15 protein-coding genes, 1 pseudogene and 1 riboswitch are annotated in these 14,766 nt (G+C 68.7%); of the genes and pseudogenes, 9 read left to right on the top strand and 7 right to left on the bottom strand.

Annotated features, from left to right (window positions below; translation table 11 throughout):
• Positions 1-138: 138 nt before the first annotated feature.
• Positions 139-1,005: a GNAT family N-acetyltransferase gene (locus tag ACFW2E_RS24050; protein ID WP_384469140.1), complete on the bottom strand. Its 867-nt coding sequence runs from the start codon at positions 1,003-1,005 to the stop codon at positions 139-141.
• 151 nt (positions 1,006-1,156) lie between these two features.
• Between ACFW2E_RS24050 and ACFW2E_RS24045 the strand changes: the two genes are divergently transcribed.
• On the top strand, positions 1,157-1,789 hold the full coding sequence (locus ACFW2E_RS24045; RefSeq protein ID WP_384469139.1) for an HAD family hydrolase: 633 nt from the start codon (positions 1,157-1,159) through the stop codon (positions 1,787-1,789).
• Positions 1,790-2,143: 354 nt separating this feature from the next.
• Positions 2,144-3,631 carry a globin domain-containing protein gene (locus ACFW2E_RS24040; RefSeq protein WP_384469138.1) on the top strand — a complete coding sequence of 496 codons (1,488 nt, stop codon included), beginning with the start codon at positions 2,144-2,146 and terminating at the stop codon, positions 3,629-3,631.
• Positions 3,632-3,635: 4 nt separating this feature from the next.
• On the opposite strand, the gene ACFW2E_RS24035 is transcribed toward ACFW2E_RS24040, so the two are convergent.
• From ACFW2E_RS24035 to ACFW2E_RS24015, 5 genes are all read right to left on the bottom strand, one after another.
• Positions 3,636-4,118: an NUDIX hydrolase gene (locus ACFW2E_RS24035; RefSeq protein WP_316756947.1), complete on the bottom strand. Its 483-nt coding sequence runs from the start codon at positions 4,116-4,118 to the stop codon at positions 3,636-3,638.
• A gap of 88 nt (positions 4,119-4,206) precedes the next feature.
• Positions 4,207-5,112, bottom strand: coding sequence for a LysR family transcriptional regulator (locus ACFW2E_RS24030; protein ID WP_384469137.1), 906 nt, complete (start codon positions 5,110-5,112; stop codon positions 4,207-4,209).
• 227 nt (positions 5,113-5,339) lie between these two features.
• Complete coding sequence (locus tag ACFW2E_RS24025) at positions 5,340-6,500, bottom strand: cystathionine gamma-lyase (protein WP_384469136.1); 1,161 nt, start codon at positions 6,498-6,500, stop codon at positions 5,340-5,342.
• Complete coding sequence (locus ACFW2E_RS24020) at positions 6,497-6,988, bottom strand: low molecular weight protein-tyrosine-phosphatase (protein WP_384469135.1); 492 nt, start codon at positions 6,986-6,988, stop codon at positions 6,497-6,499. The genes ACFW2E_RS24025 and ACFW2E_RS24020 overlap by 4 nt, the downstream gene beginning before the upstream one ends.
• 4 nt (positions 6,989-6,992) lie before the next feature.
• Positions 6,993-7,373, bottom strand: a complete 381-nt coding sequence (locus ACFW2E_RS24015) for a phage holin family protein (protein WP_384469134.1) — start codon at positions 7,371-7,373, stop codon at positions 6,993-6,995.
• Between the two features lie 60 nt (positions 7,374-7,433).
• Here ACFW2E_RS24015 and ACFW2E_RS24010 point away from each other — a divergent pair, with 60 nt between their 5' ends.
• The 4 genes from ACFW2E_RS24010 (at position 7,434) to ACFW2E_RS23995 (ending at position 9,699) form a co-directional block, all read left to right on the top strand.
• On the top strand, positions 7,434-7,751 hold the full coding sequence (locus tag ACFW2E_RS24010) for a cupin domain-containing protein (protein ID WP_384469133.1): 318 nt from the start codon (positions 7,434-7,436) through the stop codon (positions 7,749-7,751).
• A gap of 133 nt (positions 7,752-7,884) precedes the next feature.
• On the top strand, positions 7,885-8,097 hold the full coding sequence (locus ACFW2E_RS24005) for a DUF5326 family protein (RefSeq protein WP_384469132.1): 213 nt from the start codon (positions 7,885-7,887) through the stop codon (positions 8,095-8,097).
• 196 nt (positions 8,098-8,293) lie between these two features.
• On the top strand, positions 8,294-9,154 hold the full coding sequence (locus ACFW2E_RS24000) for an IclR family transcriptional regulator (RefSeq protein ID WP_384469131.1): 861 nt from the start codon (positions 8,294-8,296) through the stop codon (positions 9,152-9,154).
• 107 nt (positions 9,155-9,261) lie between these two features.
• Positions 9,262-9,699 carry an SsgA family sporulation/cell division regulator gene (locus ACFW2E_RS23995; RefSeq protein WP_384469130.1) on the top strand — a complete coding sequence of 146 codons (438 nt, stop codon included), beginning with the start codon at positions 9,262-9,264 and terminating at the stop codon, positions 9,697-9,699.
• A 91-nt stretch (positions 9,700-9,790) separates the two neighbouring features.
• On the opposite strand, the gene ACFW2E_RS23990 is transcribed toward ACFW2E_RS23995, so the two are convergent.
• On the bottom strand, positions 9,791-11,317 hold the full coding sequence (locus tag ACFW2E_RS23990) for a YibE/F family protein (protein ID WP_384469129.1): 1,527 nt from the start codon (positions 11,315-11,317) through the stop codon (positions 9,791-9,793).
• Between the two features lie 72 nt (positions 11,318-11,389).
• Positions 11,390-11,569: riboswitch (TPP riboswitch) on the top strand.
• Between ACFW2E_RS23990 and thiC the strand changes: the two genes are divergently transcribed.
• From thiC to ACFW2E_RS23975, 3 genes and pseudogenes are all read left to right on the top strand, one after another.
• Positions 11,562-13,388, top strand: a complete 1,827-nt coding sequence (gene thiC, locus ACFW2E_RS23985; protein WP_384469128.1) for a phosphomethylpyrimidine synthase ThiC — start codon at positions 11,562-11,564, stop codon at positions 13,386-13,388. Its footprint overlaps the riboswitch before it by 8 nt.
• Positions 13,389-13,535: 147 nt before the next feature.
• Positions 13,536-14,246, top strand: a complete 711-nt coding sequence (locus ACFW2E_RS23980; protein WP_384469127.1) for a hypothetical protein — start codon at positions 13,536-13,538, stop codon at positions 14,244-14,246.
• Between the two features lie 179 nt (positions 14,247-14,425).
• A pseudogene (locus ACFW2E_RS23975) lies at positions 14,426-14,563 on the top strand (thiamine biosynthesis protein ThiC); the annotation flags it as partial.
• Positions 14,564-14,766 lie beyond the last annotated feature (203 nt).

Genomic DNA, 14,766 nt, shown 5'->3' with positions numbered 1-14,766 from the left:
TTTCTCTGTTTCTCCGCGCGCTCCCTGCGCGCCTCGCTGGCCCGCCGGCTACCCACCCCCCCCCCTCTCTCCTCCCGTCTCCCCCCCCCCCCCCGCTGCGGGCCCCCCCCCCGCCCTCGTCGTCACGGTGAGCGGTTCTCAGCCCGCCGCGACCGTCACCGGCGCGAACCGGCGGGTCCAGTTCCCGGGCAGCTCCGTGATGCCGTACGTCATGACGGAGTTGAAGGCCACGGACTTCAGCCCGTGCTCCTGAGCCCAGGACAGGAGCTCCTCGTGCCGGACGTCGACATCGGTACGCAGCGGACGATCGGTGTGGGCGGCGAGCGAGCAGATCAGTGCCTTCGCGGTTGCGGTGTCGCGGGCGATCAGCGGGCCGACGACATGGGTTTCCATGTTGGGCCAGGCCGCCGCGTACCCGATGATCCGGCCGTTCTCCTCGGCGACGCGCAGCTGGTCGGCGAAGGCGGGGAGCCGCGTGACGATGTGGGTGCGATCGGCGCCGAACACCTCCTCGTCGAGCCGGAGGATCGAGGTGAGATCCTCGGCCGTGGCCGCGCGGGTGGCCACCCGGGGCTCGAGAGCGCCGGGCCTGAACTGCCCCACCAGCATCTCCGCGCGGCCGGTGACCTTGAAGCCGAGCTCCTCGTACAGAGGCCGGCCGTACGGCGTCGCGTGCAGGGTCAGAGGCGTGGTTCCCATCGCCGAGACGATGTGCCGCATCAGCCTGCGTCCGACGCCCTGGCGGGCATGCCGTTCGGCGACCAGGACCATTCCGACGGCCCCGAGATCCGGACGGTCCCGAGGGCCGTACTCCGTCACGACGCACGCGGCGACGAGGCCACCGTCGGGGTCGTCGATGCCGTAGCCCTGTCCCGCGGTGAGGAGGAAGCCCCACTTGTGCTCCTCGCGTGGCCACCCCCGATCCTCTGACAAGTCGGCGCAGGCGGTGAGGTCGCGAGGCGTCAGTCGGCGGATGGGCAAAGAGGCAAGGAAAGGAGTTGGCACGCAGGTCAGGCTGTCCGACCAGCGCCCCCTCCGTCCACCTGTTTCGGGCTGGACACGCGTGCTTTTGGCCATGTCATGGCCCACCGCGCAGCGTGCGAACAGGGGCGGTGTTTCACGTGAAACATCCGAATCCTGATTAACCTCAGGGCCCATGGCGAGACTTCATCTCTTCGACCTCGATGGCACCTTGCTGTATGGCAGCTCCGCTCCCCTGGAGATTTCACGCCAGCTGGGACTGGAAGCGGAGACAGTGGCGTTGGAGCGGGCGATCTCGGGGGGACGGATAGGTCCACCGGAGTACGCGACCCAGGTGCACGCTCTGTGGACCGAGCTGACCCAGGCGCATGTGAGTGCTGCCTTTGAGGCGGCTCCCTGGCTGGCGCGAATTCGCGAAGTGTGGGCGCAGATCAGGAACGCGGGTGACTACTGCGCGGTGGTGTCGCTCTCACCGTCCTTCTTCGTGGAACTGCTCCTGGACTGGGGTGCGCACGCGGCGTTCGGGTCCCGATTCCCCACTCTGCCGTTCACCGAGCCCGTGGACCCGGCCGGAGTCCTCAACTCCGCGGCCAAGGTGCGGATCGCCGACCGGCTCTGCCAGGAGTTCGGAGTGACGCGCGCCGACTGCGTCGCCTATGGAGACTCGGCCTCGGACCGGGATCTGTTCGCCGTGGTGCCGGTGTCCGTCGCGGTCAACGCGGACGCACATCTGGCCGGTCTCGCCACCCGTTCCTACACGGGGCGGGATCTGTGGGATGCCTATGAACTAGCCTGCAGCGCCCGGTAATTGAATGAATGAGTGGCCTGCTCCTGTGCGATTCGTGGAGGGAGCAAGGGCGGCCTTGTGCGCTCTGCAGTGGCCGGTATGGTCGACTCCGGTTTCACGTTCGGGTCGAGCCGCAGACGTCCCGTGCGTGCCGGGAACAGGGCATGCAGCCTAACGGGACGGAATGATCGAAGACCCGTATTTCCGGGTATGCGACCGAAGCGCCCGCTCCGGGTGGGATGCTGTGGGCTGGATACGGTTTTACGGGCCCTTTGGCCGGAACCGGAGAGGCACGCCGTCCGCGGGGGAAAGCAGGCACATTCCGGACCAGGAAGTGCGCAGACCGACCGAGAGATGTTCGAGGCGAGGCACACCATGGACGCTCCGACCACGGCGTCGACGGACAACGGCCCGGCCCGCGGGGACGGCTGGTTCATGCCGCGCAAGCCGTCGACGGAAACACCGCCCACCGATGTCCGGGAGGAGCCCCAGGAGCGCGGTCCGGCGGCGCTACGACCGATGGGCCAACCCGCGGCGGCGGACGCTACAGGCCCCTCGACGGACGCTCTCGGCCCTTCCCCGGGGAGCGAGCGCCTCGGCTCCCTGCGCACGGCCGCGACCGCGCAGGGCCGAATTGCGCCGTCCGGACCGCAGGCCCACGCGCCCGCGGCCGTGCAGCCCGCTACCGCCGCCCCGCTCTTCGAGCAGCGCCTGCCCGCCCGGCGCCCCGCTCCCACGGCCCGGGAGGCCTCCCCGGACGCCGTCCGCGTCCGGCGCACCATGGCCGAGGTCGCTCCCGTGGCCGACCAGGTCACCTCGTACTTCTACGCACTGCTCTTCGTCCGCCACCCCGGTCTGCGGTCCCTGTTCCCGGCCGCGATGGACGTCCAGCGGGACCGGCTGCTCAGGGCACTGCTCACCGCGGCGGAACACATCGACAACGCCCCCGTCCTCGTCGACTACCTGCGGAACCTCGGCCGTGGCCACCGCAAGTACGGCACACGGGCCGAGCACTACCCGGCGCTCGGCGAGTGCCTCATCGGCGCGCTGAGCAAGTACGCCCCCGCCGTCTGGGACGCGGAGACGGAGGCGGCCTGGGTGCGGACGTACACGACGATGTCGCAGGTCATGATCGATGCCGCGGCCGCGGACGAACTGCGCGCCCCCGCCTGGTGGTACGGGGAAGTCGTCAGCCATGACCGCAGAACGCCGGACGTCGCCGTCATCACCGTCCGCCCGGACCAGCCCTACCCCTTCCTCGCCGGGCAGTACACGAGCGTGGAGACACCCTGGTGGCCGCGGATCTGGCGGCACTACTCCTTCGCCTCCGCGCCGCGATCCGACGGGCTGCTGACGTTCCACGTCAAGGCCGTCCCCGCGGGCTGGGTCTCGAACGCTCTCGTGCACCGCGCCCGCCCCGGGGACATCATCCGGCTGGGCCCGGCGACCGGTTCGATGACCGTCGACCACACCACCGACACCGGTCTGCTCTGTCTGGGCGGCGGCACCGGAATCGCCCCCATCAAGGCGCTGGTCGAGGACGTGGTCAAGCACGGTGAGCGCCGTCCGGTCGAGGTGTTCTACGGCGCCCGCACGGGTCACGATCTCTACGACATCGACACGATGTTCCGCCTCCAGCAGACCCACCCGTGGCTCTCGGTCCGTGCGGTCGTCGCCCAGGAGGCGCGCCTCCAGGTCCCTGACGCCGTGCGCGAGTACGGCCCGTGGAACGAGTACGACGCCTATGTCTCGGGCCCGCCCGGAATGATCCGCAGCGGTGTTGACGTGCTGCGGGACGTCGGCATCCCGTCGGAGCGCATACGGCACGACTCGGTCGAGGAACTCGTCGTGATCGGGAAATGAGCCGTCAGCCGAGGTCGGGGGCGTGCATGGCGCGCACACCCTCGATGTTGCCGTCCAGATAGTGACGCAGCGACAGCGGCACGAGATGGACGGAAGCGATGCCGACCCGGGTGAACGGCACGCGGACGATCTCGTACTCGCCGGCGGGCTCTTCCACTTCGGGGCCATGACGGAGGGCCGGGTCCATGGACTCCAGCCGGCAGACGAAGAAGTGCTGCACCTTCACGCCGGTCGCTCCGCCGTCCTCACCGATGTGCTCCACGGTGTCCACGAAACAGGGGACCACGTCGGTGATCTTGGCGCCGAGCTCCTCGTACACCTCGCGGTGCAGAGCATCGACGACGGTCGTGTCCTCCGGTTCGACCCCGCCACCAGGGGTGACCCAGTAGGGATCGACACCGGGCTTGGTGCGCTTGATCAGGATCAGGTCGTCTCCGTCCAGGAGGACGGCACGGGCGGTGCGCTTGACCACGGGTCGGACGGTCATGGATGAAATGTGGCCCGGCTGGTTCCACGTGAAACATCGCACAATGCCACGGACCGACCGCATGGCGTGATCCGGGCCGAGGGGCGGGTCAGCACCAGTCCGCGGCCGCGCGCTGGAGCCACTCGTATGCGCGTGCCACATGGGGCATGGCGAGCGTCCCGGTGCGCACCACCAGGAAGTACGTCCGCAGGGGCGGCACCGCAGGATCGTGCAGTGCCACGACCTCGCCATGGTCGAGGGCCGGGGCACACAGATAGCGGGGAAGCACCGCGAGTCCCGCGCCCGCGATCGCGCACGCGAGGACGGCACGCAGGTCGGGGACGATGACCGTGCCCGATGCGGCCGGGCGCGAATCGAAGACGGAGGCCCAGTAGCGCGAGACGAAGGGAAGCGACTCGTGGACCTCGATGACGGGCAGGTTCTCCAGAGCGGGTGCGCCCTTGCGGCGCAGCACTCCGGGGCCGATCTGCTCGGCCCAGTGCGGGGCGGCGACCAGCACGTGCTCCTCGTCGCAGAGCGCGGTCGCCGTGAGCAGGGCGCCCCGCGGACGGGCCGTGCTGATGGCCAGATCGTGGTGTCCGGCGGCCAGCCCTTCCAGGGTTTCCTCCGCGGTCCCGAAGGAGGCGCGCAGGGCGAAGACCTGGCCGTCGTCACCGGTGAGCTCCGTGAGGACGGGCAGTGCGCGTTCGGCGGTGAACTCGGGCGGGCCGGCGAGATGCAGGGTGCGTAACGAGGACTCGTCGTCGAGGCCGGTCTCCGTTATCTCCACCAGGGCGTCGAGGTGCGGCGCAGCCTTGTGGGCGAGTTCGTCGCCGATCGTCGTGGGGGTCACTCCACGGGCCTGCCGCAGGAACAACGGGCGGCCGAGCTGTCGTTCCAGGGTGCGGATCTGCGAGGTGACGGCCGGCTGCGAGAGGCCGAGCAACGCGGCGGCGCGGGTGAAGGAGCCGGCCCGGTGCACGGTCACGAAGGTCCGCAGCAAGGCCAGATCCATGGCGCGCCCTCCCCTTTCCCCGCCGTTCTCCGACCCCCGGGCAGGGACCAACTATAAATAAGTCGATAGGTCTCTGTCGCTACAGTGATTGGACACTGACACAGAGTCAACTAGCCTTGTTCGCGCGGTTCTTCGCGCGCGGAACCGGGGCGGTCCGAGCCACGAGGGGGGAGGCTCGGACCGTCCGTTATACGTAGCCCGACCCCCACGCGGTATCCGTAATCCGGTCAGTAATCCGGTCGGTCCGCCGACTCGTCGAGCGCACGGAGCACATCGGCCACCAGATCCTCGGGATCCTCGGCCCCGGCCGACAGCCGGATGAAGCCCTCCGGTACCGGGTCCCCGCCCCAGCGACGGCGCCGCTCGGCAGTGGACCGCACCCCGCCGAAGCTCGTGGCGTCGTCCACGAGCCGCAGCGCGTCGAGAAAGCGCTCGGCACGCGCGCGCGTGGGCAGCGTGAAGGAGACCACACAGCCGTAGCGCCGCATCTGCCGCGAGGCGGTCCTGTGCGCCGGGTCGTCGGGCAGCCCGGGATAGCGCAGCCCGGACACCTCCGGCCGCCCGCGCAGGGCCTGCGCGAGGGTGAGCGCGGTGGCGTTCTGCCGTTCCACGCGAAGCTGGAGCGTGGCGATGGAACGGTGCGCGAGCCAGGCTTCCATGGGCCCGGCGATCGCCCCGACGAGCTTGCGCCAGCGGCGTACGCCGGCCATGTTCCCGGCGTCGCGGCCGACGACGTACCCCAGGAGGACGTCCCCGTGCCCGGTCAGCTGCTTGGTGCCGCTGGCCACCGAGAAGTCGGCACCCAGCTCCAGCGGCCGCTGTCCCAGCGGCGTCGCCAGGGTGTTGTCGACGGCGACCAGGGCACCACGCGCGTGAGCCGCCTCGACGAGCCGCCGGATGTCGCACACGTCGAGGCCTGGGTTGGACGGGGATTCGATCCACAGCAGCTTCGCCCCGTCGAGGACCTCCAACTGCGCGTCGTCGCCGGTGGGCGCGGTACGCACCTCGATGCCGTACGCCTCCAGCTGGGCGCGCACCATCGGCAGCACCTGGTAGCCGTCGCTGGGCAGCACCACCGCGTCGCCGGCGCGCAGCTGGGAGAAGAGCACCGACGAGATGGCGGCCATGCCGGAGGCGAACACGAGCGTCTCGACGCCGTCCCGGCCGGGAGCCTCCAACTCGCCGATGGCCCGCTCGAGCAGGGTCCAGGTCGGGTTGTCGTCACGTCCGTAGGCGTACGGACCCGTCACCTCGCCCGGCAGATGGAAATGCGCGGCGAACACCGGACCGGGCAGGGTCGGTTCGTTCTTGACCGGCTCCGGCAGGCCGGCGCGCACCGCGCGGGTGCCCTCGCCCCTCCGGCCGTCGTTCCCGGCGGAATGGCTCATGCCGCCCTTCCCTCCACTTGCCTGCGGACCGCGGCGAGCAGACCAGTGCTCGCTGCCTCCACCATCTCAAGACACTCCTCGAAGCCGTCCGGACCGCCGTAGTACGGGTCCGGTACGTCGAGGTCGTCGCCCGCGGCGGGGTCGTACGTACGCAGCAGCCGCACCTTCCGCGCGTCCTCCTCCGTCGGCGCCAGGCGGCGCAGGGCCTTGAGGTGGCCGGAGTCGAGGGCGATCACCAAGTCGAGGCGGGAGAACCACGACGCCTGGAACTGCCGGGCCGTGTGGTCGCCGTCGTAGCCGTGTTCCTCCAGGACGGACACGGTGCGCGGGTCCGCGCCGTCGCCCTCGTGCCACCCCCCGGTGCCGGCGCTGTCGGCCTCGACCAGATACTCCAGGTCCGCCTCCGCGACGCGGGCGCGGAAGACGGACTCGGCCATCGGCGAGCGGCAGATGTTGCCGGTGCAGACGAAGCAGACGCGGTACGCCACCGGATCAGTCCTTGCCGTCGGGCAGGACGACGTTCAGCGCCCAGGAGACGACGGAGATGATCAGGCCGCCGACCACCGCGGTCCAGAAGCCGTCCACGTGGAAGCTGAGATCGAGCTTGTCGCACAGCCACGAGGTCAGCATCAGCATCAGTGCGTTGACCACCAGGGTGATCAGGCCGAGCGTCAGGATGAACAGCGGGAAGGTCAGGACCTTCACGATCGGCTTGACCAGCCAGTTCACCAGACCGAAGAGCAGGGCGACCACTATCAGCGTGCCGGCCTTCTTGGCCGTGCTGTCACCGGTCAGGGTGATCTTGTCGAGCAGCCATACGGCGACCGCCAGGGCGCCCGCGTTGGCGATCGTCTTGACTACGAAATTCTTCATGTGTCTGATCGTGGCAGACGTGACCGGATCTGAGCAGTGAGGCAAGGGCGGACAAGTGCGATGAAGGCGTTCAGGCTGGACGAACTGGAGGCGGAACGTGCCGCCAACGAGGGGGCCTACCTTCAGTTTCTGCGGGAGCGGAACATGTCGGTCGGCCTCTATGCCCTCAACGCGGGCGAGCATGACCCGCAGAAGCCCCACAACCAGGACGAGGTCTACTTCGTCGTGAGCGGCCGCGCCTCGATCACGGTGGGCTCGGAGACCACCCAGGTCGCGCGCGGCAGCGTGGTGTACGTGCCCGCCGGGACGGCCCACAAGTTCCACCACATCAGCGAGGACCTCCGGGTCCTGGTGGTCTTCTCTCCCCCTGAGGCCTGATCCGGCGTCTCAGGGTTCCCTAGGGGAACCGTCAGGGGAGGACAAGGGGTGCGAGGTCCCCGCCGGACCCCTGGCGGCTCTAGCATCGAGTGCAGGACACCGAGAACGCACATGACTGCAAAGGACGAGGGCAATGCGAGAGATCTTCGCGGGACTTCCGTGGTGGGTGAAGTGGGTCGCGGTGCCGGTCATCGCCCTGGTCCTGTTCGGCGGCCTGATAGCCAATGTGGTCGGGTTCGTGATCGGTCTGCTCTTCAAGGCGCTGGTCTTCGTGGCACTGGTCGGCGGACTGATCTACATCGTGCGGAAGTTCATGGCGGGCTCCTCGTCGCGCAGCGACTGGTGAGCGCCGTGGGAAACCGGTGACGGTAACAGGAATCACCGGTTCCCTCGCGCGAGGGAAGTTTTCCGGGCACGTCGTCCGAGAGCGGTGGCAGACGGTTAAAGTCCGGAATTCGACGCGGGGTCCAGCCCCGCGGGCGGCGTACACCCCACCCGTGCTGGTTCGCACGGGCTGCCCCCTCGCGCTTCGGGAGTAACCCTTGGCCACGGCTGACACCGCAACCGCAGTACCGCTCGCACCCCCCGTGCAGCCGCGCTCCTCCGCGTCTCCCGCACAGCGCCGGACCTCCGCGGCGGTTCCCGAGCAGCCTCATTCGGCCACCCTCATCGGATCCGTCCAGCGGGCGATGCGCCTGCTGGAATCGGTCGCCGAGCACGAGTACGGCGCTCCCGCCAAGCAACTGGCCCGCGAGACGGGTCTCGCGCTCCCCACGGCGTACCACCTGCTGCGGACCCTGGTGCACGAGGGCTATCTACGCCGCGACAAGGGTCTGTTCTTCCTCGGCGAGGCGGCCGAGCGGCTGGGCAGCAGCGGAGCGGAGCAGAAACGTCGCAGCACGGTCGCCGCCACGCTCGCGCAATGGCGCGATTCCATCGGGGCACCGGTGTACTACGCGATGTACCGGAACGGCGAGATCGAGATCATGTGCGTCTCCGACACCCCGGGCAACCCGGCGGTCGAGGAGTGGGCCGACTTCCGCGAGACCGGGCACGCGCACGCCATCGGTCAGTGCCTGCTGTCCCAGATGGACGAGGGTGCCCGCCGCGATCACCTCGACCGCTACCCCGTGCAGTCCATCACCCCGTACACCGTGCGTGACAGCCCGAGCCTGCTCCGGCGCCTGAACGGGTTGCGCCGGATGGAAGTGGTCACGGAACGCCAGGAGTACGCACTGGGAACGGTCTGTGCGGCGATTCCGATCACGGTCGGCACCACGGCGGCCACGATGGCCATCTCCCTGCCCGCTCACCAGGCGAATCGGCTGCTGCCCGCGGCCCGGCAGCTGCAGCACGAGGTCGGACTGCAGCTCGGGGCGCTCGCGATCTCTATCAGTATCTGAAAACTCACTCCTTGTGATCTCTCATGTACTTTCTGCAAGATTTCCCCAGTGTCAGAGGGATCAATCCCGGCCAGTCGGTGTCATAAGGTCATAAGACGGGGTAGGCGATGCGCGAGTCCGTGCAGGCAGAGGTCATGATGAGCTTTCTCGTGTCCGAGGAGCTCTCCTTCCGTATTCCGGTGGAACTGCGCTACGAGACCTGCGATCCCTATGCCGTGCGGCTGACCTTCCATCTGCCCGGAGACGCACCGGTGACCTGGGCCTTCGGCCGTGAGTTGCTGATCGACGGGGTGGGCCGGCCCTGCGGCGACGGCGATGTGCACATCGCGCCCGCCGACGCGGACGTGCTCGGTGAGGTGCTGATCCGGCTTCAGGTCGGTGGCGACCAGGCGGTGTTCCGTTCCTCGGCACCGCCGCTGGTGGCTTTCCTCGACCGTACGGACAAGCTGGTGCCGCTCGGTCAGGAAGGGGCGCTCGCCGATTTCGACGCCCATCTCGAGGAGGCTCTGGACCGCATCCTGGCCGAGGAGCAGAGCGCCGGCTGAGGCGGCACGGCGACCGGGCAGGGGTTTCCACCGCGCCGCGTGGGGCGGCGCAGTAACGCTTCTCCTCGTATGCCACTCGCTCCGCCGAACGTCACCTCTTGCGACGCCGGCCCCTCCCGCCGTGAGCCGCGACCGGCGGGGCCGCGGCGGACCTGCCCGTCGTGGGCCCCGGCCGGTCGGCGGACACCACCAGGGCGGCGAGGGCCGTGGTGACCGGCACCGAGGCGACCAGGCCGATCGAACCCACCAGGGTGCGCACGATCTCCTCCGCCACGAGCTCGCTGTTCGCGACGCTTGTCACGCTGCTCTGAGCGATCGAGAAGAGCAGCAGCAGCGGCAGCGCGGCACCGGCGTAGGCGAGGACGAGCGTGTTGACGACGGACGCGATGTGGTCGCGGCCGATGCGGATGCCCGCCCGGTACAGCCCGCGCCGGCCCATTGACGGATTGGCCTCGTGCAGCTCCCAGACGGCCGAGGTCTGGGTGACCGTCACGTCGTCCAGGACGCCGAGCGAACCGATGATGACGCCGGCCAGCAGCAGTCCGCTCATGTCGATCGACGGATACAGCCCGTGGATCAGGCCGGTGTTGTCGTCCGTGTTGCCGGTCAGCGCCGCCCAGTCGATGAACTCCGAGCCCAGGATGCCGATCAGCAGCAGTGAGACCAGCGTGCCGAGCACCGCGACCGATGTGCGAGCCGAGAGGCCGTGGCACATGTAGAGCGCGATGAGCATGATGGCACTCGACCCCACCACCGCCACGACCAGCGGGTTCGAACCCTGCAGGATCGCGGGCAGGATGAAGAGGGTCAGCACCAGGAAACTGACGGTCAGTGCGACCAGCGCCATGAGGCCACGCAGGCGGCCCACCACCACGACGGCGAGCGCGAAGACGCCGGCCAGCAGGGCCATCGGGAACTTCCGGTTCACGTCGGCGACCGAGTACTGCAGATCCTTCGGCGCCGAGGGCTCGTAGGCGACCACGACCCTCTCGCCCTCGTGCAGCTGCCGGGACTGGTCCGGCTGGACGATCTCCGTGAATGTGCGGCCCTTGTCCCTGCCGGTGTCGACTCGGATCGTCGCCTTCTTGCAGGTGCCGTTCGTCCCCTGTTGCGCGGAGTCTCCCTGGGCCGTGGAGGCGTCACCGGCCCGGGCCTGCCCCGAGGCGTTGACCGACTTGCAGCTCACCTCGACCACCTTGGTGACGGTGGCCTGCTGCGTCTGCCGGTCGAAGCCGACCCCGGTGCGCGCGTGGGACGGGGCCCCGCCGGGCCAGAGGACCACGAGTCCGACCACGACCGCCGCGGTGAACGGGATCAGGATGGCCGCGATCACCTTGCGCAGATGCTTGGAAACGGGGGCGGCGGGGCCGTGACTGTGCGAGTGGCCGTGGCCGCTGCCGGAGACGGGGCCGTGCCCTTGCCGATGTCCCTGGCCGTGCGGTTCCTCGCCCCCTTGCCTGCGCCCGTGGCTCCGTCTGTGAGCGTGCCCGTGGTCGTGCCCGTGGCCGTTCTCGTCACCGAGACCGTGGCCTTCGGTGCCGTGTCCGTCGCCTGGCCGCGAGCCGGGTTCGCCCGGCGGCTCGGGTGGCGGGTACGGATACTGCTGCATCGTGGTCACCGATCGATCGTCGCAAGAACGGCGGGGGGTCCTCTGTTCACCGCGCCTGAATTGACGCTAGCGTGGAGGCACCTTTGCACACGCGGGAGCTCGGAGCACCGGGCTGAGAGGGCGCTGACCTCCGTATTCACGATGTTTCACGTGGAACACATGGTGTTTCACACGAAACATCGACCGAGACGGAATCTGCTGCGCCGACCGCCGAACCTGTTACCGGGTAATGCCGGCGTAGGGAGTAGGTCTCATGACCAACAAGGACGCACGCACGCCTGCCTCCACGCAGAACGCGGCCAGCGCAAACGCGACCGCTGCGACGAGCGGGGAGGCCGGGAAGTCCATCGGCTGGCACAAGGGGTATGTCGAGGGCTCACGCCCCGACATGCGTGTGCCGGTCCGTCAGGTGCACCTCACCAACGGGCAGTCGGTCACGCTGTACGACACCTCCGGCCCGTACACCGATCCCCTAGTCGAGACCGACGTCCGCAGGGGCCTGCCGCCGCTGCGGGAGAACTGGATCATCGCCCGCGGCGACACCGAGGAGTACGCGGGGCGTCCCGTCCGCCCCGAGGACGACGGGATCAAGCACACCTCTCCGCGTGGAGGCCTGCGCAACCTCGACGCGGTGTTCCCGGGGCGGCCCCGTCAGCCCCGCCGCAGCCGCGACGGCCGGGCGGTCACGCAGCTGGCGTATGCGCGCCGGGGCGAGATCACACCGGAGATGGAGTTCGTGGCCGTCCGCGAGAACGTGTCTCCCGAGGTGGTCCGCGACGAGATCGCGGCGGGCCGGGCCGTGCTGCCTGCCAACGTCAACCACCCCGAGATCGAGCCGATGATCATCGGCAAGCGGTTCCTGGTGAAGGTCAACGCCAACATCGGCAACTCGGCGGTGACGTCCTCCATCGAGGAGGAGGTCGAGAAGATGACCTGGGCGACCCGGTGGGGCGCCGACACGGTCATGGACCTGTCCACCGGCCGCAACATCCACACCACCCGCGAATGGGTGCTGCGCAACTCCCCCGTCCCCATCGGCACGGTGCCGCTCTACCAGGCTCTGGAGAAGGTCGACGGCAGGGCCGAGGAACTCACCTGGGACATCTACAAGGACACGGTCATCGAGCAGGCCGAGCAGGGCGTGGACTACATGACGGTCCACGCGGGCGTCCGGCTGCCGTACGTCCCGCTCACCGCGAACCGCAAGACGGGAATCGTCTCGCGCGGCGGTTCGATCATGGCGGCCTGGTGCCTCGCGCACCACAAGGAGTCGTTCCTGTACGAGAACTTCGAGGAACTCTGCGAGATCCTCGCCGCCTACGACGTCACCTACTCGCTGGGCGACGGCCTGCGGCCGGGCTCGATCGCTGACGCCAACGACGAAGCGCAGTTCGCCGAGTTGCGCACACTCGGGGAACTCAACCGGATCGCGAAGCGTTGCAACGTGCAGACCATGATCGAGGGCCCGGGGCATGTCCCGATGCACAAGATCAAGGAGAACATCGACCTTCAGCAGGAGATCTGCGATGAAGCTCCGTTCTATACGCTCGGCCCGCTGACCACGGACGTCGCGCCGGCGTACGACCACATCACTTCCGGCATCGGTGCCGCGATGATCGCCTGGTGGGGCACGGCCATGCTCTGCTACGTCACGCCCAAGGAACACTTGGGCCTGCCCAACCGGGACGACGTCAAGACCGGCGTCATCACCTACAAGATCGCCGCCCACGCGGCCGACCTCGCCAAGGGGCACCCAGGTGCGCAGGAGTGGGACGACGCGCTGTCCGACGCGCGTTTCGAGTTCCGATGGGAGGACCAGTTCAACCTCGCCCTGGACCCGGACACGGCAAGGGAGTTCCACGACGAGACCCTCCCGGCCGAACCCGCCAAGACGGCCCACTTCTGCTCCATGTGCGGGCCCAAGTTCTGCTCGATGAAGATTAGCCAAAGCATCACAGAGCGGTTCGGTGGCGCGGCGGCTGAGGGGGCGTCTCCCGACGAGATCGCCGAGGGGATGCTCCAGAAGTCGAAGGAGTTCGCGGCGAGCGGGAACAGGGTGTACCTGCCACTGGCGGAATAGCCGAAGTCCGACAGAGCAGCCCGCGTCTCAGGGCAGAGTCGCGGGCTGTCCTGCTGTGTGGGGACTGGCGGATGGCGTGATTACAGCCTTCTGCCAGGGACACAACAGGTGCCCTGACGCGTTGAACCGGGTGTGACGGAGCACTCGATGATGTGGGATGAGACGGGCCTTTCCGATCTGCAGGCGCACCTGGCTCACGAAATGCTGAGCCGCGTCTCGGCGATCGCCCTTGAAGAGAAAGTCTGGCTCGTCCGTGGTGTGGTGAATGCCCCGGATCGACGCGGTGTCGGCCGCGTGGTTCTGTGGGATGGACAGCGACTGGATGCGTCAGTTGCCTTCGACATGCCGCTGACGGACCCAGAGGGCGCAAACATCCCCTCCGGGGACCTGGCGGCTGCTCTGCGAAGTGCCCTGGCTGGCTGCTCCGAACAAGACGTCGAGCAGGCACCGCGCGACGCCTTCGGGATCCCCGTGATCGACGCCTCTGCCACCGTTCATGCCTTTGTCGCCCAGCCGCAGTTCCATCTCTCGGATGCACTGCTTGCTGCGGGGGCAGCCTTTTCCATCCCCTCAGAGTCTGACGAGCCCGCAGAGCTGCGCCTACGTGGCTTCATGCTTCTCGATCAGGCAACATGCCGTCTCTACCTGGACACGCCTGCATCACAGGACACTCTGCCGTCCGGTTTCGACCTTCCCCTTCGAGACGAAGAGGGCTCCGTTGTCGCCGGCGCGACAGGGGCGCAAGCCGTCCTGCCGATGTTGCTGGAGATGGGGGAGATCGAGCGCCTGCGGAAGGACGTCCACGACCCCTACTGCCTGGCTGTCTACGATTTGGTGGGCTGGCTCACCGGTCGATGAGGCTTAGCCAAGGAGTCGCAGAGCGGTTCCGTGGTACAGCGGCTGAGGGAGCGTCGTCCGCCGACTTGCGGATCTGCCTCCACTGGCTGGAGGAGGGCCGGTCTCCCGCAGCGGGCGAACGGCTCCTTGACCTGTAGTCGGCAGGTCAGTCGGTCCTGTGTGCTGCTTCGGGCCTGATGCTGTCCTCGATGAAGATCTCTCAGGACATCCGCCGCGAACACGGCGGCTCCAGGGTGGAGATCGAGGAGGGTATGGCCCAGAAGTCGAAGGAGTTCGCGGCGAACGGGAACCGGGTCTATCTGCCCATCGCCGACTGACGTGCGGACACAGGGGGCATCGGCCCGGTGGTGCCGTTGAGGCTTCCTCGGGCAGTGCCCCGTCCTCGGGGCCGTCCAGGGCATGTGGCAGGGCCGGTTGTCGCGGGGGGGGGCCCCCCGGGGGGGGGCCCCCGCCTGGTGTTGGGGGGGTGTCGCGGGCGCCCGCAGACCGCGGGGGCGGGTTGCGGCTGGGGGGGTTACGC

This window comes from Streptomyces sp. NPDC058964 (genome assembly GCF_042741275.1).
Classification (GTDB): domain Bacteria; phylum Actinomycetota; class Actinomycetes; order Streptomycetales; family Streptomycetaceae; genus Streptomyces.
This window is presented reverse-complemented; position numbering and strand designations above follow the sequence as displayed.

Bases quoted from the DNA above. Each gene is read 5' to 3' on its own strand.
- ACFW2E_RS24045 (WP_384469139.1), top strand. From the start codon at position 1,157: ATGGCGAGACTTCATCTCTTCGACCTCGATGGCACCTTGCTGTATGGC.
- ACFW2E_RS24040 (WP_384469138.1), top strand. From the start codon at position 2,144: ATGGACGCTCCGACCACGGCGTCGACGGACAACGGCCCGGCCCGCGGG.
- ACFW2E_RS24035 (WP_316756947.1), bottom strand. From the start codon at position 4,118: ATGACCGTCCGACCCGTGGTCAAGCGCACCGCCCGTGCCGTCCTCCTG.
- ACFW2E_RS24030 (WP_384469137.1), bottom strand. From the start codon at position 5,112: ATGGATCTGGCCTTGCTGCGGACCTTCGTGACCGTGCACCGGGCCGGC.
- ACFW2E_RS24025 (WP_384469136.1), bottom strand. From the start codon at position 6,500: ATGAGCCATTCCGCCGGGAACGACGGCCGGAGGGGCGAGGGCACCCGC.
- ACFW2E_RS24015 (WP_384469134.1), bottom strand. From the start codon at position 7,373: ATGAAGAATTTCGTAGTCAAGACGATCGCCAACGCGGGCGCCCTGGCG.
- ACFW2E_RS24010 (WP_384469133.1), top strand. From the start codon at position 7,434: ATGAAGGCGTTCAGGCTGGACGAACTGGAGGCGGAACGTGCCGCCAAC.
- ACFW2E_RS24005 (WP_384469132.1), top strand. From the start codon at position 7,885: ATGCGAGAGATCTTCGCGGGACTTCCGTGGTGGGTGAAGTGGGTCGCG.
- ACFW2E_RS23995 (WP_384469130.1), top strand. From the start codon at position 9,262: ATGCGCGAGTCCGTGCAGGCAGAGGTCATGATGAGCTTTCTCGTGTCC.
- thiC (WP_384469128.1), top strand. From the start codon at position 11,562: ATGACCAACAAGGACGCACGCACGCCTGCCTCCACGCAGAACGCGGCC.
- ACFW2E_RS23980 (WP_384469127.1), top strand. From the start codon at position 13,536: ATGATGTGGGATGAGACGGGCCTTTCCGATCTGCAGGCGCACCTGGCT.